The organism is Pseudoalteromonas phenolica (assembly GCF_005886345.1).
Classification (GTDB): Bacteria; Pseudomonadota; Gammaproteobacteria; order Enterobacterales; family Alteromonadaceae; genus Pseudoalteromonas; species Pseudoalteromonas phenolica_A.
Genome location: NZ_PNEC01000017.1, coordinates 94,954 through 118,098, shown reverse-complemented (window position 1 = coordinate 118,098; position 23,145 = coordinate 94,954). Strand labels below are relative to the sequence as shown.

Sequence of the window (23,145 nt, the reverse complement as noted above, 5' to 3'; positions counted from 1 at the left end):
TTTGACTTACAAAGCACACACTTTTTTCCAATCGCCGCCTTCAACTGGCTCTTTCGATGTCCACCAGTTGGCTTGGAAAACGACTTGGTTGTGTATGATGTAATCACCTGCATTGGCGTGGCTTGGGTTGCCCGCCCAGTCAGTGCGTGGCCAATCTGGGTAAGTGTTAATGGTGGTTACATCAACCCCATTACATGAACCTGTTCCGGGGTCGCCGTTACCTGGGTTACCTGTATCTGGCTTAGTCGCGATTGGTAGTTTTGGATACTCACTCGCAAATGCATACGAAGCACCATCTTTTTCAATCGTGAAGTTAACCGGACCGGTAATAGGTATGTAGTAAAGTACTTGCGCATTTACCGTTTCACCCGGCTTAAATGATTCAACTGCACCGCCCCACTCATTGGTTAGTGTGATTGACGCTCGGTGGAATTCATTCTCAAACCCACCAATATTATTACCAGCGGCATTAGAGTTATTCGCATCAATCTTGATACCTAACTTCTTCTGCGCATTCCAATCTGACTTAAAGATTGCAGAGGTAGATACTGGAATATTGAATGAAATCGTTGCACCAGATAAATCAATTTCTGAGTTGTTAGTGAACGCGAAAGTTGGACGAATTGGGTAGTTATCATCGCCAACTGGGAAGTTCTTCGCCTCAAATTTAATATCAACCGCTTTGGCTGCTGGTACAAATGCACCGTCACCTAAATGCGCACCATAAGGCGTTGATGCTTGGTTGAAGGTGTCATAAGCAAGACGCGTCATCGTACTCCCCATGAAGTACTCGCCTTTTTGCGTGTCGTAGTCAAAGTCACCTGCAAGTTCCCAGAACATTACACCGCCAAGCTCTTTATTGACCACATAATCAAGCTTGGTCTTCATTGACTCTTCATCTTCAATCGATAAGAACACTTTCTTTTCTGGATTGAATAACCAAGGCGCAATGGCAACGCTGTCATAATGACGCGTATAAGTACCCACCATTTTGTCTTCAGGGTTATTTACCGGATCTAGACCATAAACACCTAAGTAGCTTGGCGTGATGCCATTTTGCAGATTTTTAACGTGCCATAGCGGGTTGCTACCGGCAGGTACTTCAATGCCATCAACGGTGTCATGCCATAAATTATCAATACCAACCGCACCATTACCACACTTATTCTTCTCACCCACACCTGTGCCCGGCGCACAATCAGCTTGGTTTGGTAAAGCAGCGCGACCCCAAAGGCCATTTTCACCGCCTTGAACGTCTCTAAAACCACGGGTGTAATAAGGTAGACCAATATTGATACGACCTGCTGGTAACGCACCTCTGAAGTAAGTCGCAGCCCAGTCAGTATTTAAGTAACCAATACCTTCAAATTCTTTAGTGCCATACACATTCCACTGCGCCAGCTCAGAATCTTTACCTGTATCATAAAGCGCTGCGTTATGACCAACATGATCGTTCCATGCACCGTGCAAGTCATAAGACATGATGTTCACAAAATCTAGATATTTAGCTGTTTGGAATGTTTCCATACCACGCAGTAAGTAACCAGAAGATGGTGATGCAATTGTGAGCATATAGTGAGTGTCATCTTCAGCACTTGCCGCATCTAGTGCTTCACGAAGTTTACGCATTAACACATCGTAAGAGGCATTTAGACCTGCACGACGGGCATTACTAATTGGGAAGTCATCAGGGTGACCTGAGTCTTTCATGGAAGAAGGATATTCGTAGTCAATGTCTACACCATCAAAACCATACTCACGGATGAATTTAACCGCACTTGCTACGAATGCGTCGATACCAGCATGGTTTACACTGCCATCAGCATTCGTAGTCATTGTATAGAAGCCACCGCTGTTCACACGATTACCATTTGAATCGAAGAAACCACCTGTTTCAGCCCAACCACCAACAGAGATCATCGTCTTCACATCAGGATGTAGCTTTTTGTATTTATTTAATAAGTTGAAATGACCTTTATACGGTAAGCTTGGATCCATCTCCGCACCTTCAACACCCGGCCAAGTCATGTTGGTAGCCGCGTTACCGGCAGCATTTGGATCGCCGATACTTAGTTCATTCGCCGCATTGACGTGGGCAAACGCATAGTTTATGTGGGTGATTTTATCCCAAGGAATGTCTTTTACTAGATAGCTTGGTTGACCGTTCGCGCCATTTCTCCAACTTGTGAAGTAACCAATAACACGACGTGGGTGATCCGCCCCCATTTTCTCGCGGCCTTCTGTATCATAAATATCACAGTAAGCAGGTTGTACACCTTGCGCTTGATATAGACCTGCTGGACGACAGTTTTCATGACCTGTAATTGGGTCACCTTTTTCTTTGACGATGTAAACACGCTCCACAGGAGTTGCATCAAGGCCCAGCTCATCTTTAGCAGTCAACGTGAATGTGTAAGTGCCTGCAACTGTTGGTGTCCAAATATACTGCTCAGCCCCTTTTGTGCTATTTACAACCACTTCGCCATTCACGGTCAGTGTTTGCGTAACCGCGTGACCATCAGCGTCTGACGCACTCAGGTTAAATGTTACTTGCGAACCGACTTCTAATTCTGATGGTAGAGTCGCTGCTAAGCTTACAACCGGTGCGCGGTTCTCATTTGATTTCTTCTGAACTGTCACAGAGTGACGTGCCGACTCCGTTCGCGCACCGTCATCATCCTGTGCAATCGCATAAAATACATGCTCACCAACCACTGCCGTCCAATTAAACTCAAATGGTGCAGCGCTAAGCGTAGTTAATAATTGACCGTCTAAATAGACTTCAACTTGCTTAACTTGACCATCGGTATCACTGGCCTCGGCCAAAATGGCAACGCTGTCATTTTCGTTCAGCAAATTGCCATTCGCAGGGCTTAATAAAGTCACCTTAGGCGCTTCGTTAACTGGCAAATCTGTTTGACAACTTCCTAACTTAGTCCACTCTTGCCACTGACCAGAGCGAAGCTTTGGTTCGGCTTTGTTCCACCAGTTAGACTCATAAGCTACTTTGTCTTGCTGAGCTTTCATGCCTGTAGTGTAAGCTTTGCCAGCTTCCCACTGAGGGATATTTGTACAATCAACACTGGCAAAAGCTGGGGTGCTGAGTATCGCTAAAACCAATGCTGAAGGTTTAAAACCTGTTCGCATTAAATTCAAATCCTTCATAACTTGTTCCTGATTAAATTTATTGTATTTTTTTAACTAAATTAACTTATAAGTTACAGATGTACCCGTTAACGGATCGAAATCAGTCTAGAACATAAATTTAAAATTACAAAGTTTTAACATTGCGACATTTTCACGCTCAAGAAATAAACAGCAGTAGAGTTAAAACTGAACAAAAAGCGTTCAAATATGAAGGTTATATGAATATTTCTATATTTTACAAAGGCATATACTAAAGTCGAATAAATAGAAATGCGGATTTACCATAATCAGAGACGCTTTAATTTGAATAAAAAACTTTACAGAATACAGTCATCAGACCAGCTTGATGTTATTTACTAGTCATCACAAAAGCTATATTTTTCATAACCTTAAATTCCATTAAAAAATTTAGAAAAGAAAAAGCGGAGAACTAAGTGCTTTCGCATAAAAAACCAAATGTTAAAAGTAGAACTTTAACACAAAAACCAAACTACCAAACATATGTGAACAGCCTTGAATTAGGAATCCCTCCAAAATTCACAACAATCGACATTTCAAACGATGCTTAAACGTAAGTTGAGCTTAATTACCTAAATTGATAACATTACTTCAGCAGTAAACTCCTTGTTAAGTAAATGTGTTTACTGCCAAAAATCAATTTAGGGATTTATTCACAGTGACGTGCTCTTCTCCAAATACTTCTTTGAATAAAATCCCGTAAAATATTAAATAAGGATTTTTTGTGAAAAAAACAAACCAAGCAACATTACTCTTAGTTGCATTGTTAGGGTTAACCGCGTGTGGCGGTGGTAATTCTAATGAGACTCAAAACGATGTAAAACAAGATCAAAGCAACACGCAACCACAAAAAAAAGAAATAACGATTGTTGGTAGTGTTGAGAAAGGGCCATTTGTAATAGGGTCAACCGTTACAATTAATATTCTTAATGAAAACGGCGAAAACACCGATTCAACCATTGTAACTAAAACCACTGATGATCTTGGTAACTTTGAATTCAAGGTTCCTGCGGGCTCCATAATTGAAATCTCAGCTTCTGGTTATTATAGAAATGAAATAACGGGAGGCTTATCTGAAGGTGAATTAACTTTAAGAAGTATTTACCAAGCCTCAGAAGTAGAAAAACAAAATGCGAATGTAAATTTACTTACCCATTTAACGAGCAACCGAGTTTTAGAATTAATCAAAGCCGGTGAATCGAGCTTTGAAGAAGCAATTCAGCGAGCTGAACAAGAGTTTACAACAAACTTTAAAAACGTAATCAGCAGCTCAAGCAACGCAAATTTTGCAAGCCTATCTATTTATAAAGATGAAAATGCTGAAGCGAGTGCATATTTATTGGCCCTATCTTCGATGTTTTATCAACATGCTATTAATACCGCAAAAAGCAATCAAACATCAGCAGATGCAGAATTAACAGTAGCTTTGAATGAATTAGAAAGCGATTTTGGTACTGATGGAAAGGTAGATAATCAAGATGTGCTTACAGCAATTAAAGAAACTCAAAAACTAATTGACCCTTCACAAGTACAGCAAAACCTCTTTGATTGGGTAACTGGTAAAGAACAATATGCCGTACCAGATATCAATGAGTTTTTAGATACGGACTTAGATGGTATCGCAAATAATAAAGATAACGATGACGACAACGACGGCATAGCTGACGAAGATGATTCATCTCCACATTTAGCTGACTTTATTGTTGAAGATAAAAACATTTCGGTTTTAGAAGACGAAAGTATTACGCTTGATCTTACAACGAATGCTCCTTTGGGCGATGAAGTAAAAATTATCGCAACTCAAGTAAAAGGACCCACCAATGGTGAACTTTCAGGATACTTCCCTGAGATTACTTACACACCATTCAATGACTTCAATGGACAAGATAAATTTACACTCACTCTTTTCCAAGATGGTATTGAAAGTAAACCTTTTACAATTAACGTAGATATTAAAGCCGTTAATGATGCCCCTACCATAGAAGGTCAGCCTGAAGTAGACATTATAGCCAATAATGAATATTCCTTTTCACCTTCTATCTCAGATATTGAAGACAGTCAATTAACTGTTACTGTTGAGAATTTACCTGAATGGCTTACTCTAGACTCTTCAACAGGAATGCTTCAAGGTACTCCGACAAATGCTCAGGTTGCCACTTATAGTAATATTCAAATGTCTGTCAGTGACGGCACTACGACTAGTCAACTGCCTGCTTTTTCAATTGATGTCCATTATTCAACTCTCGCTGCACCAACCAATCTTCAGCAAACAAGCTCAACGAAAGAAAAGCTCCAAGAAATAAAGTTAAAATGGGAGCAAGTAGATTTTGCTAAAAGCTACACCTTAGAAATTTCTCTGTTTGAAGACTTTAGAACAATCTTACAGACTGAGACGATAGAAACTAACAGTATCACCTTAGAGAAAGAGCCAAATCATTATTATTGGAGAGTAAGTACAGTTAATCCAAATGGTGAGACAGGTTTTAGTAGCGAAATCATGTCACTTCAAGCTGGTGTTTTTACCAAGAAGTTTGGTGGTATTGGCCAAGACAGTTCTAAGAAAACTATTCCTACAAAAGATGGCGGTTTTATAACATTAGCGACAACAGCCTCTAATGACCTATTACCAAATGGACAAGGGGAAGACGATTGGATCTTCAAAGTAGACAGCAACGGAGAAGTTGTATGGCAATACTTCTCTGTAGGGCAAGGAAGAGATAGGCTTAGAGATATTATTTTATTAAATGATGACTCTTTGATCGCTGTAGGCCAAGATTGGGCACAAAATAAAGCGATTGCATTAAAGCTTTCTCCAGAGGGAACCTTAGACTGGGAGATTTATTACCGGCCTGAAGAATACAGCAATAGATTTGATTTTGCTTCAGTTTTAGAGTTAGAAAATACAATTTATGTTTTAAGCCAACTGTGGAAATGTGAAGATAACTTTTGTTCGTGGGATAAAGCATTCATACATACTGTTTCATCTGAAACAGGCGAAGTTACAGCACCAAAACCCATTCCTGAGGTTAGTGGTGTTGTACTTTCACCTAAGACTTTAAAAAAGACCAACGACAATAATCTATTAGTCGCTGGTGATTTAGAGTTAACTGAGTCTGGCTACCAAACAAAAGGGGCATATATCCAAGTTTTAGACTTAGATTTGAATGTAGAGCTATTTTGGAGCAACGAAAATCAATTTGTGATTTCAAGTTTTCATGATGTTGTTGAATTAAATGATGGTAGTTTTGTTGTATTAGGTAATGGTTCATTTGAGCTTAGCGCTGCTGCAATCGCCACCATTGACAGTAAAGGTAATACAATATCTCAAAGAGAATTTACCAATATATTTAACAGTAACCGGAATATTCTTCCAGAAGAATCTGGGCACTTTTGGATCCCAAGTATAAACACAAATAACACATTAACTTCATTCAAATTTGACACTAATTTGAAGCAGATTGAAGAGGTCAACCACCAACTCTCATTTGAAAACTCAATTATTCGTTCTTGGCTAAGAAACTCTGATGGCACAAGTACATTTAATATTTTCACTTGGAGAACAGATAAAGAAATCACGCTAATTAAAAAGTAAGTAAAATGGGCTAACAAGTGATTGTTGGCCCTTAAGAGCTTTAACTGATTAAGCAATTTTATAGGCTATTCGCGTAAAATAACCTGAGAAAGATAATGAAAAACATAAATTACAAACTCCTGTTTCTCACCTGTATTTTTAGCTTAACGGCTTGTGGAGGAGGCAACTCTGAGCATAATAGTGAAAATAAACAACCCATTACCGCTAATTACACTCAATCTACTGACACTTCAAAGGAAGATATTAAAATTTATGGCAGCGTTGAGAAAGGACCCTTTGTTATTGGCTCATCAGTTACCGTTAACGTGCTCAACGAGCAAGGAGAGCATACTGATTCAACAATAGTTACAAATACAAAAGATAATTTTGGTAACTTTAATTTCAAAGTGCCAGCAGATTCAAACCTACAAATTACAGCATCAGGCTACTATAGAAATGAAATTACTGGTGAGTTATCAAAGGGCATAATAACATTAAGAAGCATTTATAAAGCAAATGATGCACAAGAACAAAATGCAAATATCAATATCATCACACATTTAACAAGTAATCGTGTTTTAGAACTGATCAAAAATGGGGAATCTGATTTCGAGAAAGCTATAGAACAGGCCGAACAAGAATTTACGGTTAACTTTAATAAAGTCATTGCAAACACAAATAACGTCGACTTTTCAAAGCTTTCTATTCTCAACTCTAATGATCCATTCTCTAGTGCATATTTACTTACGCTATCATCTATTTTTTACCAGCATGCAATTGATGTCTCAAGTGATAGAAACACTTCTCCAGATGCAGAACTCACCGCAATATTAAACAAACTTGAGCAAGACTTTGGAGCTGACGGAAACATTGACGATAATGAAACATTAGTTAGTCTGAAAGAGAGTCAAAAACAGATTAATCCCACTCAAGTTCAAGAAACTCTGTTAAGTTGGATCGAAGGTAACCTAATAAACTCTGTACCAGACATTAACGAACTTTTAGACAGTGACCTAGATGGACTACCAAATATTAAAGATGATGATGATGACAATGACGGAATTGTTGATGAAAACGATTTAAGCCCTTTTATTTCAGATTTTAATCTTACGGACAAAGATATTTCATTAGAAGAAGATTCTGATATTAATATCTCAATTGAAACAAATAACCCTTTAGGTACAAATAGCCCCATAAGTTTAAGTATTATTACTCAATCTAAATTTGGCAAAGTAAGTGGCGAGTTCCCCAATATTACTTATTCACCTAATGCACACTTCTTTGGCCAAGATAGATTCACAATAAAGTTAATGCAGGGAAATATAATAAGTGAAGAAATTGCATATAATTTAACGATTGTACCTGTTAATGATGCCCCCTTAATTGAAGGAACCCCTTCAAACACTATTACTGCAAATGAATACTATGAATTTAAACCTATAGCTTCTGACCTAGACAATGACACTTTATCATTTGAAGTAAAAAACCTGCCGACTTGGTTAAGCTTAGATCCAAAAAATGGACAGCTTATGGGACAACCTGGAAATGAAGATGCAGGGCTTTACTCTGATATTATTATTTCTGTTTCAGATGGGACTGATACAACTGATCTGTCTGGTTTTTCAATCACAGTAAATAATTCTGTTCTTGATGCACCTAGCCAATTAGATCACACATTAGAATTTACAGATAACACTCTGAAACCCATTACTTTAAACTGGCAAGCAGTTGACTTTGCTCATAGCTACCAAGTTCAAGTAAGTATTGATGAGCGTTTTCAAAGTATTGTTGTGGATGATGTTATTTTATCAGAGTCACAGGACTACAAAATAGAACAAGAGCCTGGAAAATACTTTTGGCGAGTACGAACTATAAACCCTCAATCTGTTACTGGGGCATGGAGTGAAACAAAAGAAATTGAAGCTGGTATTTTCAAACGTACCTTCGGTGATAATAATCACGAGATTGCCACTAAAACGATTGCAACTTCAGATAACGGCTACCTTATTCTTGCGGTAAAAAGTACTGAAAACAAACGATGGATAATCAAAGTAAACCAGTTTGGCGAAGTAGATTGGGAGTTGGAATTAAAGGACAATTATAGCTTTTCATCTCTACGCAATATTTATGAATTGTCTGATGGCACCTTCCTCGCATTAGGCATGGCCTCAGATAAAAACAATGCCTACATATTACATCTAGATAAACAAGGTCAAAAGGTGGGTGAGTTTTTACACGATTTGCCTAAAGATAAACAGGCTGGGTGGTTTGACAGTGTCACAGAAACAAATAATGGTGTATTCGCTGTTCATTTTTATTTCAGTAATTTAACTCAGCAAACAATACACAAATTGAATTTTGAAAATTATTCGGTATCTGATGCAATCAATTTGCCTGAAATTGATTCGAATATTTCAGTTATAAAATCTAGATTGTCAACTTCAAAATCAGGCAATTTAATTTTATTTGGAGATACAATGCCTAAGGAAGCCAAATCTGAAGAGTACTGGAGGTATGGTGCATTCATTCAAGTGCTAGATCAAAACCTAGAAGCTTTGATGTCATATCACAACACTGGCGAAGGCAAATCGGCAAGCAATAAATATATACGTGAACTAGAAAATGGTAACTACCTGCTGATAGGAGAACAAGTGCCTGCAACTGCGCTAACGGTTGTTAACCAACAAGGTCAAGAAGTTTCATATCAAAGTGATTACAACACTTTTTCAACAGATGCTATGACTCAAATTATTGACGGACACTTTATAGTTGCTTGTGGCCAATCTAATGGAGTTATATTAAAAACTTATAATGAGAAGCTGGAAGTTATTTCAGAACAACCCTTAACTGACTTTAACGAGTACTCTAATGTAATAGGTATTATCAAGCATCATGATGGTACGTATACAATTACAGTCAATGAGAAACAAAGTGGATTAGATACTTATAATATTATCCTTCAAAAAAGATTCGATTAATTTTTATTAAAAGAGATCTAAGCTACAGAACAAATGCGGGTATTAAATTACCCGCTTTAACACAGAATTTCAGCAATCTATTTTCTACAGTTTGTCACAACCTAAACCCCTTCATCTGCTGTTTTAAATTATCGATAAACAACCTTGTCTTTAAAGGTGTAAAACTTGTCTTTGGGTAATACGCCCACAAACGATTAACTTCGCTTTTCACGCAAGGTAAAACAGGCGCTAACACGCCCATATCTAGCTCTCTCTCGACATAGTTTGGAGAAATGAATATTAGACCCATACCTTGTATGGCGGCTTTCAGAATTGCATCAAGATTTTCTGACACAAAGTTATAGTTCGAGAAAGCAACGAACTCGCCATTTTCAAGTAAAATGCCGCCCTTTTGCTGATAATAGTTATTGAGCAACATCTTGTGCTGAGCTAGATCTTCTACTGTATCAATGGGTGGGTGTTTTTCTAAATAGCTTGGTGCAGCGAACACACTCATTTGATAATCAATTAAGTGCGTGCCTTTATGTGATACAGAGTCGAACTCTTCATGATATCGAGTGATCACTAAATCATGATTTAAATCAGGATCATTACCTGGAATAAGCACGTTTAATTGCACCGACATTTTTGGATATTTTTGTAAGAACCGCTCTATGTTTGGCATTAACAATGAGCTACCAACAGCTTGCGTTGCCGCGACTTTTAGCACACCTTGTGGCTCTTCATGAGCACTTTTTACTGACTCCAGCATGGCATCAAATTGCTCAAGCCAAGGTGAAGCTTTTTGCAGAAAACCTTGTCCTGATTCGGTTAGGCTTACTTGTCGAGTGGTTCTCACAAATAAACTGGTTGCTAATTGCTTCTCTAACCAATCAATTCGTTTACTCATCGCTGAAGCAGAAATACCTTGCTGTTCGGCAGCTGATGTAAAACTGTTTGTTTTGGCGACAAGCTCAAAGCTTTTAACTGCTGATAGCCAATCCATTTATTATTTCCTGTTAGGAATCAGTATTTTTATTATTACCCTATTTTTAAGAAAGTAAAAAGCCAGTATTTTATGCGTCTGTTTACTTTTTTAAGAAAAGTTATGTCTTCGATTGTATTTCTAGCGGTGCTATTGATGTCTTGCTCTCAGTTTGCAAGCCAGCTTTATATGCCTGTTTTACCAGACATAGCAGCAGATCTAGCTTTAAGTTCAAGTGCCAGCCAAGCGGTGATAGTGAGTTTCTTCATCACGCTTGGGCTAACCCAGTTGATAGCAGGGCCTTTAAGAGATAAATACGGTGATAGAAAAATTCTCATCGCTGGACAACTCATTTTAGTAGCAGGCACGTTAATATGTGGTTTTGCGGAGTCAAATTGGCAATTTCTGCTAGGCCGAGTTTTACAAGGGATAGGCTCAGCTTCGCCGGTTTTGATTAGTAGAACATTACTAGCCCAGTATTTAACTGGCGCGAAATTAAAAAGTGCAATGGCAAGTCTTGCTATGGCAGCCTCAGTCACTGCAATACTTTCACCTATGATTGCAGGCACACTCGCGCAACTTATTAATTGGCAGGGGTTGTCTTTTATCATGGTGCTTCATTTCGCATTAGTGTTGTGGCTAGGATTTATGGTTTTACCTAAATCTGAAAAGAACGCAGCGCAATCAATACGCCCTAGCGCACTTGCGAGTCTTTATAAATCCCTGTTACAAGATAAAAATTTAATTTTACTGGCTAATTTTAAGTGGTTACCTACTTATCTATATTTAACTATTCAGCTGTATTTACCTTTTTATTTACAAGCACAGTTTCAGTTTAATACAGATCAAATTGGTTACGCGATGATGTTACCCATGGCGGGCTTGTTAGTCGGTTCATCTTTAGCAAAAATAATGCAAAAGCGTATGAGCTATATGAAAATCGTCAAATTGCTCTGGCCTGCTCTGCCAATAGCTGCGTTTATTTTTGAATTCAGCCACATCAGTGCACTAGTCATGTTGTTTGCCTATACACTCATCATGATGGTGTTTGGCGCATATTTTCCAAGTTATATGCACATCATTGGCTTACTACAACCAGAGAAAGCCGGCTCAGCTAATGCGCTAGTAGGCGCAATAGAGTTATTATTTTTCACGGCCTTAGCTTGGCTGACTAATGTTATTTTATTTAGCAGCCAACATATATTGCCTCTTATCGTACTAACTTGCTCAATTGTGCTATGGCTTTGCTGGAAAAAACTATCATTAAACCTAACCCTATGTCAGAGATAAAGATAAATGGAATTCACTACAAAAAGATTGATTATACGTCGACTTAAAGTCTCTGATTTAGAGGCAGTATTAGCACATAGAAGCGATCCATTTACTTCACGCTTTATTGGCAAGCCAGCAACCCTTGCTGATGCACAAGCGCGGATTGCGCAAGCTCAATTACCTTGGAAAGGCAAAGAAGGCGAGAGGTTAATACTTGCGATTGAGTGTAAAGAAAGCCGCCAGTTACTTGGTGAGCTGATGTTCAAGTTTGTTTCTGTCGAGCATCAATGTGGTGAAATTGGATATAGATTAGCTGGCAAGTATCAAGGTAAAGGCTATGCGTTTGAAGCCGCTAACGCTTTAATCAAAGAAGTCTTTACTCAGTTCAAACTTAACAAACTTAACGCGATTTGCGCTGTAGATAACATAGCCTCGTGGAAACTCATGGAAAAGCTGGGGATGAAAAGAGAAGGAAGGCTCAGAAATAATTTAATGCTTCCTTCTGGCACAACAGACTGCTTTACATATGGTGTGTTAAAACATGAAGTAATTTAGGCCTCTAACTTTTATCAATCATACTCTGTATCCACCTAGCTCTTTATGCCTATCACTTTTAAACCTTAGCCCTTTATCCCTTTAACTCTTTATACCCTTAAACAAGAGCGGATAGCGTCTGATCACTTCACCGATATAGTCATCGGCCAGTATCGATTTTTCAAATTGTTCGATATCTTTGCTGGCATGGAGCACCCATTCAAGACGCTCAATGGCCCTTAAAAACCCGCGTTTCAAATGCATTTGCTGCTTATATTCATCACAATTACGCGCCAATATCTCGATTTTTTCAGGATTAGATTTCAAGGCACTCAGTACTTCCTGAATATAAGCATTGTCTTGTGGTTTCGGGGCACGTCTCACTCTATTTCTCATCACTTAGCCACTGAATAATATTGTCTTTAATCACTTTACCCTCCAAGTACGGCTTTGAGGGCTGTCTTGATCATAACGCATGTCCACAAATGTGTGCGGACAGTTTAACACCCGTCCGAAATCTGTCCGACTGACCGTCCGATATTTATTATTAATATTAACAAACTATAAAAAACAAACAATTTCATAAACTTATATGTTGGCATACTGTTTGTAATACCTAACTATCATTCAGGTATTATTTTTAAGGTGGACAGCTGTGATCAGAGACACCCAAGGACAAGACAAGCAAGTAACACCACGTCGAAATAGCAAAAAGTGGTTATTGTTTGCATCAGGCTTACTAGCTACAACAGCATTAACGGCTTATTCAGTGCCCAAATTTAGTCAGCTTTTAAGTACTGATTTGGTGGTTTCACAATCAGTGATCCAAACTGCCGTTGTTGAACGTGGCGATATGCTCGAAGACATTCGAGTAGAAGGTAAAACACTTGCAGCAATTAACCCTGCAGTGTATGCCATTGCACCGGGTACGGTCACTTTACATGTGAAAGCGGGCGATAACATTACTCAAGGGCAAGACTTGTTGAGTATTAACAGCCCTGAATTAAGAAATCAATTACTTCAGGAACAAGCAACTTTAGCGCGCTTAGAGACAGAGTTTAATCGTCAGAAAATCACCACAGAGCAACGCTTACTCGATACCCAGCAGCGTGCTGAACTAGCACGTGTTGACCTAGAAGCTGCATCGAGTGCCATGGAGCGTGCTAATGCAAGTATTAAAAAACAAATCATTTCAAAATTGGAACTTGAAGAGAAAATCGTTGCGCTAAAACGTGCAGAACTTAATAAAAAGCATGCGATTGAAGCGCTAGATTTAGAGCAAAAAAGCCTTAACTTTGAGCTTAAAATTGCCGAACTAGCGTTAACCCGTCAGCAGCACTTAACACAAGAACTCGAGCGCCAAGTGGCGGCTTTAACCATTCAATCACCGCTAAGTGGCATAGTGGGCACTGTGAACGTGCAACAAAAACAGCATGTGCAACGAGATGCCGAGTTGATGTCACTGGTTGATTTATCAGAACTCGAAGTCGAAGCCTTTATTCCTGAGAACTTAGCCGATGAACTGGCGATTGGCTTAGCCGCAAATATTCAAATCAATCAACAAACATACCCAGCAACTCTAGTGGCGATTTCTCCCGAAGTTGAACAAGGACGTGTCGCTGGTCGCATTCGCTTTGACCAACAACCAGAAAAACTTAGACAAAATCAACGTGTCAGTGCGCAACTCATTTTGTCACAAAAACAAGGTGTCCTAAAAATCAAGCGCGGCGCTTTTGTCGAAACTGGCGCTGGCAAAGTTGCCTACTTAGTAAACGAAGGACAAGCACAACGTCAATCAATCAGCATTGGCGCTAAAAGTATTCATGAAGTTGAGCTAACATCGGGCGTGAAAGCCGGAGATAAGCTCATCATCTCAAGTCTTGCTGCGTTTCAAAACCAACAAAACGTCATGCTTAGTAATTAACCTGAACTCTGGATAATAAATCTATCTCCAGCGGCTACTTTCAACGTTAACTGCGTTGAATTTACTTGCAATAGGCCAGCTATTGACGCGTAAATTCGCCTTGTTATCGCTAAAAGTCTCCGGCTGCAGACTTGAAAAAGCACTTATCATATGAATATCAATACTTTAGTAAATCTCTTAACCAATGCTCAGGTTAATTAATAAAAAGGAAAATATCATGTTATCAATGCAGAACATCAGCAAAATTTATCGTACCGAGCTTATCGAAACCCACGCCTTGGTTGATGTCAACTTTGAGGTAAATGAAGGAGACTTTATCGCTGTCACCGGCCCTTCTGGGTCTGGTAAAACCACTTTCTTAAACTTAACCGGTTTGCTTGAACCTTTTGATAAAGGCCAATACTTTTTAGACGGACAGGATGTTAGTAAATTAAACGACAGCCAGCTGTCTAAAATCAGAAACGAAAAAATTGGCTTTATCTTCCAAGGTTTTAACCTGATCAGCGAGTTAAACCTTTACGACAACATTGAAGTACCTTTAATTTTCAGAGGGCTACCAAGCCATGTGCGTAAGCAACGCATCGAAAATGCCCTTGAAATGGTCGGTCTTGCTAGTCGAGGTAAACACTTTCCTGCACAATTAAGTGGTGGTCAGCAACAGCGTGTTGCGATAGCGCGTGCACTTGCAGGGCAACCTAGATTCTTATTAGCCGATGAGCCAACAGGTAACCTTGATACCCATATGGCGCGCCAAGTAATGGATTTACTGCAAGAGATTAATCAACAAGGTACAACCTTGCTGATGGTAACGCACGACAATGAACTGGCCCAACGCGCGCATCGCAATATTCAAATTCTCGATGGCCAGTTAACCGATATCAACAAAAGCCAACTTACTGACTTAGCTGTTTAGAACGCGGGTGCGACATGAAAGACTTATTTCAGCTCGCCCTACAAGGCGTTAAACAAAAAAGCAAACTCACTATTTTGATGATAGTCAATTTGGTGATCGGTATTACATTACTTCTCACCATGAGTACCACAGTGAAGTTAAGCGGCAACAGTGTGCTAACCGACAAAGCGCCGCAGATGCATCACTTTAGCCTCAACTATATGGATAGCGATTTTGATATCCGTAACCAGTTTCGCTATCCGCCATTGACGTTTCAAGATGCTCAGGCACTTAAAAATGCCGAGTTAGACTACAAACATCTGTCATTTAACTATGACACACGCTTTATTTTAGAGTCAGAACAACTCGATAGCGCTCGACCTATGATAGCCACGGCATCTGCCTCTGATATCGATTATTTTAATGTGTTTAATGTGCCTTTTATCTATGGTGCACCTTGGTTAGAAACACAATCAGACAGTGACGTCATCGTGATCGATAAAAAAGTCAACGACCACTTTTTCTCAGGAGAAAACTCTATAGGCCAATTTATCAAAGTCGATAAGCAGCCTTTAAAGATTGTCGGTGTGATGGATTTATCTCAGCACAAGCGTCGTATTTCAAATATGCGCTTTAGCAACCGTTATAACGATTTAGCGATAGTGCCTATGGCAACGGCTGAGAGAATGAACTTGCCTCGAGCAGGTTACATGCCTTGTCAGACAAAAGAAGAAAACCAACGCAGTGAATATCGCCAACATAATGTGTCAGCACTAAAATCGGCTGAATGCGGTTACCTTCATACTTGGATTGAGTTTGACCTTCAAAACCACCAGCAACAACTCGCTGCTGCAACTTTATGGGCGCGAAATTACACCCAACAACAAGCAAACCTAGGCCGCTTTCCTCACGAAGAGAAGTACAAGTTGAACGATTTACAGTTACTACTGAATGAATTTGCGCAATTCATGCGCTGGGAAAAAGTTTATCTTCAGTTTTCTTATTTACTATTTGCGATTTGCTTAGTGAATACTGTGGGTATTTTGCTTGCGAAATACCAATCTAAAAACAAACTGGTTTCGCTCTATCGTGCACTTGGTGCGAGTCGCTGGTATATCGTAAAAATACACCTTATTGAAATAAGCCTGATCGCCTTTGCAGCCATCATAGCTGGTGTACTATTCGCCCACTTAGGCCTTGAACTAATGTTCCAAGTTAACATGTATCAAATGGACTACTCAGCCGATCCGAGTTTGGTTAAGCACTTCTTCAGTATGGATTACAGCTTTGCATTAACGTCTGGTGCATTCATTTATGCCGCTATTTTAATTGCAGGTTTATATCCGGTTTACCGTATCAGCGGTATTTCACCAGCATCGCAGCTTAGGGGATAGTCATGTCTTTAAAACATATTCTAAAATTAATTCTGAAACAAAAAAGCATCTCGATACTGATTGTTTTCCAAGTTGCCATTACCCTTATGATCGTCAGCAATAGTGCCTTCATTAGCTATGCAACACTTCAAAACTGGTTAATTCCATCAAAACTTGAAGAACAGCAAATCTTAAATGTGGTCACTCACGTCTATGATGAGCAAGTCGATAAAGGGCAACTAATTGAACGCGACTTAACGGCAATTAGAGCACTCCCTGAAGTTGTATCAGCAACGCATAGCGGTGAGGAAAACGTCATTGATACACGTCGCTCGAGCAATGTTGTGTATAACGATAGCCTTGATGAAAATGCCAAAGATCATTCTATTGCCCTATTTGGTGTCGACCAACAAGGCGTTGAGTCTTTAATGCTCAATATTAGCAGTGGTCGTGATTTCTACGCAAACGAGTTTGTCACAGGAGATGCCACAACCACACCAGCAAGTGTTGCGCTTATCAGCGATGATTTAGCTAAAACCCTATTCGAAGAGGCTTCGCCTTTGGGTCAAACCGTCTATTTGAATGGTTCAAAAACGCCTTATCAAGTAGTGGGGACTTTCGAAGATAAAATGCTTGGAGAAAGCGCGACTTACGAGCAAGTTTGGTATCACGGTATGGTTATTCCAGAAGCTATTTACGGCCGAAACAACGAAATAAACTATATTATTCGTGTTGCGCCTAATACCTCAGAGAAAGTCTTAGAAACAATTGAGACATTACTTTATCAAGAGCCGGGACGTATCGTGTCTCGTGTCGAATTCTCTGCTCGTGCTAAAAAGCGTTTGTGGGATGGCAGAAGTAGCTTTGCTTTTGTGATGTTTGCTATCAGTGCGGTCGCCTTACTGATCACCTCATTAGGCATTATTGCGCTCGTTACCTTCTCGGTCAAAATGCGTCATAAAAACTTAGGTATTTTAAGAGCACTGGGCGCGAGTAAAAGCATGGTGTTAAAAAGCCTAATCATCGAAAATTCGCTACTAGCACTGGTTGGCTTAGTAATAGGCTTCTTTTTATCTTTGTGGCTCAATATGGCACTATTACAAACACTTGGGGTACAAGGGACACCCGATATTGTCGTTGGCATACTGGTGACCTTATTTGTTTGGCTATTAACTTGCTTTGCGGCTTATTTACCCGCCAGAAAGGCAACGTTAATTGCGCCTGCGCAAGTGACTAAAGCCAGTTAAACCGATAAATAATAAAACTAAGCTAGAGAGAAATAAAACCTCTCTAGCACAAAAAAGAAAAACAATATGCAGCAAAGTAAAGTTCTGATCATCGACGACAACCCTGACATAGTAAAAGCACTCAGGATTTTATTTTTAATTAATGACATTGAGTGCGATGGCGCAACTTGCCCAGAAGAAGGTATGACGAAACTGCAACAAGGTGGTTTTGATCTCGTCATTCAAGACATGAACTTCACACGAGATACTACTTCAGGTGAAGAAGGCGAAGCACTCTACCATCGAATTCGTCATTTTGACCCAGACCTTCCTATTATTCTACTCACTGCTTGGGCTAATCTTGAAATGGCCGTAGCGCTAATAAAAGATGGCGCAGCCGATTACATTGCCAAACCTTGGGAAGATCAAAAGCTTCTTACAACAGTGCAAAATTTACGAGAAAGCTATCAACTGCAACAGCAGCAACTGAGCAATCACGTCAAGCAAAGATCACGGTTACAAAACCTTAGTGATAACTTCGATCTGGCTGGCATGGTATTCGCCGACAACAGTATGATTAACCTCGTTGAGATGGCAACTCAAGTTGCCCATTCAGATGCGCCCATCTTAATCACTGGACCAAATGGTGCGGGTAAAGAAAAAGTCGCTGAGCTTATCGTCGCCAATAGCCAATATAAAGATGCCCCCTTTATAAAAGTAAACGCGGGCGCATTACCTGCAGATTTAATCGAAGCAGAATTATTTGGTGCAGAAGCTGGTGCATATACTGGTGCAACCAAAGCCAGAGAAGGTCGTTTTGAAGCAGCCAATGGTGGCACTTTATTTTTAGATGAAATTGGTAACTTGCCTCTATCTGGGCAACAAAAGTTACTTAGAGTATTACAAAATGGCGAATTTGAACGCGTAGGCAGTACCAAAACTCGTAAAGTCTCAGTGCGTATTATCAGTGCAACCAATAGCAATTTGCCTCAAGCCATCGCCAACGGTGAGTTTAGAGAAGACTTGTACTATCGACTTAATATGATTGAGCTAAAGCTGCCCCCTCTTGCGCAAAGAAAAGACGATATTCCTCTATTGATACAATCATTTCTTGATTCCGATAAATCGCTCAGTGCCAATGCAGAACACACATTAATGGCGCACTCGTGGCCTGGCAACGTGCGAGAATTACAAAATGTGCTTGGTAGAGCCGAACTACTTTGCCAAAACAACACCATTGAAAGTAAAGATTTAGGGATTACACTTTCAAAAGTGCCGGTCGAAGAGAAAGTCGAATACAGTTTGCAAGACATCCAAAGTGCACTCGATAAACATCAAGGTATTGTTGCTAAAGCAGCCCGTAGTTTAGGTCTTAGCCGTCAGGCATTTTATCGTCGTATGGAAAAGTTCGGATTAAAATAATGCAGCACAATGAGTTAAGTTTATTACACAAAACAAGCTACTCTTTACTGGCCTGCTTTACACTTTTTTGGTTCATTTATGCAGCGGGTGGTCAATTCGGGTATCAGGGGGTTTGGCTAACCGCTGTTGCATTTGCTTCTTCATTTATATGCTTATCTTCCGCCCTACTCTATTTCGTTAGCTTTCAACAAAAACAGCTTGATGCTTTACATGATGGCATTAAAAGTTTCAAAGATGGCGACTTTTCTATTCGCATTCACCCTGATGGCGATAAACACCTAGCCCCCATACTAGACTTATATAACGACCTTGCTCGCAACCTTACTGAGCAAAGACAGACTTTAAGCCAAAAAGAGCACTTGCTAGATAGCATTGTTCAAGCCTCGCCTATGGCAATTGTGCTTTTTAACCCTTTTAAGCAGGTGGTCTATCACAATCAGCAAGCGAACGAGCTATTAAAAGTTGCAGGCTCGCTAAAAGGCAAAGAGCTATATGGCTTACTTGATAACGTCAGTGCACCAATTCGCACCTTTTTGCTTGAGCAAGGCTCTGGCATTATCAGCTTTGAACACAATGATTTAAAACATAGCTACTATATTGCCAACCAAACCGTCACTTATAACCACCAACCCCACCAGCTGGTTTTATGCAAAGACCTATCTTTAGAAATTGGTAAAGAAGAGCTACAACTTTGGAAAAACGCCATTCGTTTAATCAGCCATGAACTCAATAACTCATTGGCCCCAATTTCTTCGCTCACATCGTCTGCAGAAGCCATTTTAGAAAAAAATACCCACCTAGATTTACTCCCTGACATTTTGCAAACCATTAACCAAAGAGCCTCTAATTTGAACGCTTTTATCGCAAAGTATGCCGAGTTTGCCCGTTTGCCAAAACCAAATATCAGCAAACAAAGCCTCACTTCAACACTGCAGAATGTGCAAAAACTCTATACCTTTGAACTATTAGCAGACTTACCATGCGAACATGCCTACTTCGATGTATTACAACTCGAACAAGTGTTAATCAACTTACTTAAAAACGCCCATGAATCTGGTTCAAATCTATCTGATATTGGCATCAAGGTCGTAAAAGATTATGACAGGGTTCGCTTTGCTGTGGTCGACCGAGGTCAAGGGATCACACAAGGAAAAATCAATCAGGTTACATTGCCTTTCTTTTCAACAAAACAAGGAGGAAGCGGACTCGGTTTGAGTATTTGTTCCGAAGTAATTAGTGCACACCAGGGACAATTAAAGCTCAAAAATCGTGCAAATGGTGGCGTAATGGTAGAATTTGACATTCCATTGAAGATTTTTCAACAAAAAATATAAAAAATTATAACTTGTTGAAAAGCATCAAATTATGAATATATTCATATTGCTTTTACCGTGGTTTTGTAATCCCTTGTAATAGATTTAAATACAAAACTTGCATTTAGCAGTGTGAATTTATTGAAAACTAGGATAAATTAGACCCTACAATGCGCTGTAACGATTTAATTTGAAGTTTTTTATAACTTTAAAAACAAACTAAAAAAGCATTTTTAGCGAAAGGAAACGAAGGAAAAATCAAGCAAAACTACCGCCGGATAAGTGTAGTGCTTGTTTTGTTACATTGCGACCTATGAATATATTCATAAGTCATTAAAGGAGCTAACTATGAACTTTGAAACCAGACAAAATATGGCCAATGAAATTTGGCAAACAGATGCTCATTCTGCGTTAGATAAAGTCCATCAACAGATTAAAATTAATACTCTGAACACCATGCCAAATCTGCAAAACCAGCGACATGCTCATGGTGCTGTGCAGTCTTACTGGCATAGCTGTTTTAAGCTAATGGCTCCTTTGCAAGTGCAAATTGACTATGTCAGCACATGTGAAGCAAACGAGTGTATAGAAATCAAAAATACCGGACCGGCAATTATTGACTTGGAGAATTGGTATATTGAGATTTCTGACGGTCAACAAGCGCTTTTCACTTTTCCAAAAAATAGTTATATCAAGCCTAATCAAATCATTAAAATTGAGCAGCAGCAAAGCACTTTCATGTTCAACAGTCCCTCTCCTTTGTTTAGTCAAAAAGGCGCGCAAATAAAACTACTTGATGCCGAAGGCTCTGTAGTGAGTTGTTGGATTTACGGAAGAAAAGCACACAACTCTGTGATCATTTCGCATATCAGTCATGATGATTTAGCGTTTAAAGACAGTCATAGGGATCATATTGAGTTAATTAATTTAAGCACCTATTGGGTCGATTTATCTGGCTGGGTATTAAGTATCAAAGATGGTTTGACTTTTGAATTTCCAAAAATGAGTAAAATGGAACCTTGCTCAGAAATCAAAATCTACGCAAATCACATTGAAACTGGCGCACATTCTTTTAACAGCCAATCTCCTATTTTTAATCATGAATCAAAAACAGTGAGCTTGTTAGATAACAACAAGCAACTGGTTAACGAATATCACTTTGCATAACTCCCTTCGCTTCATAGTGATTTTGGGGGGCATTAGCCCCCTTTTTTTTAAAATGATATGATGCTGGCTTAAAATAACAATAGAGCTTAAGGATATGATTTTATACACACTGTTAATCATTTTACTGGTTTTACTTGGTATGCTCACTTTTATACCTAAGTACCAAGCTGCTATTAATCGTTTTTCAATAGGCATAAATTTTTTTCTTACTTTAATTGCAACATTATTTGGCGTACTACTCGCAATGGCTTTTGCCAACATAGAGGAAGAGCAAAAAGAAAAACAACATGTTATTAAGCTGATGCAAGCCACCATCGCAGCCATTGAAAGTAGTCATGACTATTCAGAAGATCTGTATGACTTTTACCTAGCGCTACCAAAAGAAGACAAAACACGCGCATACTTTTTTGATAAAAACCCTCTGCCATTTCCCGATTACCTAAACACATTTATGCGACAAAGTCTGGTAAATAGAACGCTCTCTGAACAAACGCTAATCGATTTAAATGAGTATAAGTTTAACTTACAGAAGACGAGTGAGGGTAACCAACCACTGATCTATCTTGTGTTACTAAAGTATACTATCGAGGCACTGCGTCTTGAAATCGTCTATCAAAAGGGTGAAAAGTCATTAACTGAATTAGAACAAGCAATAGACAGTAATGATGAAAAATTCAATCTAGCGTTGGATATAGCAAAAGGTTCGAATCAGTAACTTATGTTCAACTTAGCATAAAAAACGAGGGGCTTACCCTCGCCCACTTCTCAGTCTTATTTCTCAAAGGTTTAAGCTATTATTTCGAATTGGATCAGCGTTTGCTCTTGCTTCGAGAGTAGAGATTGAAAGTGTTTAATAATATCTTGCGCGTTATCGTTTAAGAAAAAATCGAATCCAGAGCTATTGCCATCAACAATAATTGATAGCCCTTCGTCAATGACCGTGACTTTTGAAATCCGTTTTATCTCAATACTTTGACTTCTTCCCTTCGCCATAACGGTATGCAAGGATTTGTTCTTTATTTTAAGTACATCTCCATCACGACGGATCTGATTGGTTAAGGCATTATTCTGTTTGTATTTAGGATGAAAACGGTAAAATTGACCTGCAAAAACAATCGCCATACAGATGACGAGATAGTCAGGTAACACTGGTTCTTCAATACTGAAATGTCCTATCAATAATAGGCCTGTCAAACTTAATACTAGCCCCATCAATGCTTTATCTGAAATTACCACAACAAACCTTACATTAACATCACGCTACTTTTACATAAAATAACTAATACACTGTATAAGTGCAATAAGGTTACTTTATAACATAGTAAAAAAGCACCTAAGCCTTTA

At 39.2% G+C, this 23,145-nt stretch carries 16 protein-coding genes; 12 read left to right on the top strand and 4 right to left on the bottom strand.

The features are described from left to right. Positions 1-6: 6 nt before the first annotated feature. The gene (locus tag CWB72_RS09425; protein WP_138630880.1) at positions 7-3,165 is read right to left on the bottom strand and encodes a glycosyl hydrolase family 18 protein; all 3,159 of its coding nucleotides are present in this window, start codon (positions 3,163-3,165) and stop codon (positions 7-9) included. Positions 3,166-3,889: 724 nt separating this feature from the next. Here CWB72_RS09425 and CWB72_RS09420 point away from each other — a divergent pair. Together CWB72_RS09420 and CWB72_RS09415 are read left to right on the top strand one after the other, a co-directional pair. After that, positions 3,890-6,757, top strand: coding sequence for a putative Ig domain-containing protein (locus tag CWB72_RS09420; RefSeq protein ID WP_138630878.1), 2,868 nt, complete (start codon positions 3,890-3,892; stop codon positions 6,755-6,757). Between the two features lie 95 nt (positions 6,758-6,852). Further along, positions 6,853-9,714 (top strand): putative Ig domain-containing protein, encoded by a 2,862-nt coding sequence (locus tag CWB72_RS09415; RefSeq protein ID WP_138630876.1) that lies wholly within the window; start codon positions 6,853-6,855, stop codon positions 9,712-9,714. Positions 9,715-9,808: 94 nt separating this feature from the next. Here CWB72_RS09415 and CWB72_RS09410 read toward each other — a convergent pair whose 3' ends face one another. Beyond that, positions 9,809-10,699 (bottom strand): LysR family transcriptional regulator, encoded by an 891-nt coding sequence (locus tag CWB72_RS09410; RefSeq protein WP_138630874.1) that lies wholly within the window; start codon positions 10,697-10,699, stop codon positions 9,809-9,811. 102 nt (positions 10,700-10,801) lie between these two features. On the opposite strand from CWB72_RS09410, the gene CWB72_RS09405 reads away from it, so the two are divergent. Together CWB72_RS09405 and CWB72_RS09400 are read left to right on the top strand one after the other, a co-directional pair. Then, positions 10,802-11,968, top strand: a complete 1,167-nt coding sequence (locus CWB72_RS09405) for an MFS transporter (RefSeq protein WP_138630872.1) — start codon at positions 10,802-10,804, stop codon at positions 11,966-11,968. A gap of 6 nt (positions 11,969-11,974) precedes the next feature. Continuing rightward, positions 11,975-12,505 carry a GNAT family N-acetyltransferase gene (locus tag CWB72_RS09400; protein ID WP_138630870.1) on the top strand — a complete coding sequence of 177 codons (531 nt, stop codon included), beginning with the start codon at positions 11,975-11,977 and terminating at the stop codon, positions 12,503-12,505. Positions 12,506-12,586: 81 nt separating this feature from the next. Here the strand turns inward: CWB72_RS09400 and CWB72_RS09395 are convergent, their stop codons facing one another. Continuing rightward, positions 12,587-12,880, bottom strand: a complete 294-nt coding sequence (locus CWB72_RS09395) for a hypothetical protein (RefSeq protein ID WP_138630868.1) — start codon at positions 12,878-12,880, stop codon at positions 12,587-12,589. A gap of 259 nt (positions 12,881-13,139) precedes the next feature. Here CWB72_RS09395 and CWB72_RS09390 point away from each other — a divergent pair, with 259 nt between their 5' ends. The 8 genes from CWB72_RS09390 to CWB72_RS09355 all read left to right on the top strand — a co-directional run bounded on the left by CWB72_RS09390 (position 13,140) and on the right by CWB72_RS09355 (position 22,516). Then, positions 13,140-14,408 carry an efflux RND transporter periplasmic adaptor subunit gene (locus CWB72_RS09390; RefSeq protein WP_138630866.1) on the top strand — a complete coding sequence of 423 codons (1,269 nt, stop codon included), beginning with the start codon at positions 13,140-13,142 and terminating at the stop codon, positions 14,406-14,408. Between the two features lie 217 nt (positions 14,409-14,625). Then, positions 14,626-15,321, top strand: coding sequence for an ABC transporter ATP-binding protein (locus tag CWB72_RS09385; protein WP_138630864.1), 696 nt, complete (start codon positions 14,626-14,628; stop codon positions 15,319-15,321). 14 nt (positions 15,322-15,335) lie between these two features. After that, entirely contained in the window at positions 15,336-16,694 is a 1,359-nt protein-coding gene (locus tag CWB72_RS09380; protein ID WP_138630862.1) for an ABC transporter permease, read from the top strand. Positions 16,695-16,696: 2 nt separating this feature from the next. Next, positions 16,697-17,920, top strand: a complete 1,224-nt coding sequence (locus tag CWB72_RS09375) for an ABC transporter permease (protein ID WP_138630860.1) — start codon at positions 16,697-16,699, stop codon at positions 17,918-17,920. Positions 17,921-17,986: 66 nt separating this feature from the next. Further along, a complete protein-coding gene (locus tag CWB72_RS09370; RefSeq protein ID WP_130254245.1) occupies positions 17,987-19,321 on the top strand; it encodes a sigma-54-dependent transcriptional regulator in 1,335 nt (444 codons plus the stop codon). Next, positions 19,321-20,655: a sensor histidine kinase gene (locus CWB72_RS09365; protein WP_138630858.1), complete on the top strand. Its 1,335-nt coding sequence runs from the start codon at positions 19,321-19,323 to the stop codon at positions 20,653-20,655. The genes CWB72_RS09370 and CWB72_RS09365 overlap by 1 nt, the downstream gene beginning before the upstream one ends. Before the next feature lie 327 nt (positions 20,656-20,982). Further along, complete coding sequence (locus CWB72_RS09360) at positions 20,983-21,801, top strand: lamin tail domain-containing protein (RefSeq protein WP_138630856.1); 819 nt, start codon at positions 20,983-20,985, stop codon at positions 21,799-21,801. 94 nt (positions 21,802-21,895) lie between these two features. Beyond that, complete coding sequence (locus tag CWB72_RS09355) at positions 21,896-22,516, top strand: hypothetical protein (protein ID WP_138630855.1); 621 nt, start codon at positions 21,896-21,898, stop codon at positions 22,514-22,516. A gap of 71 nt (positions 22,517-22,587) precedes the next feature. Here the strand turns inward: CWB72_RS09355 and CWB72_RS09350 are convergent, their stop codons facing one another. Beyond that, a complete protein-coding gene (locus CWB72_RS09350) occupies positions 22,588-23,037 on the bottom strand; it encodes a hypothetical protein (RefSeq protein WP_138630853.1) in 450 nt (149 codons plus the stop codon). Positions 23,038-23,145 lie beyond the last annotated feature (108 nt).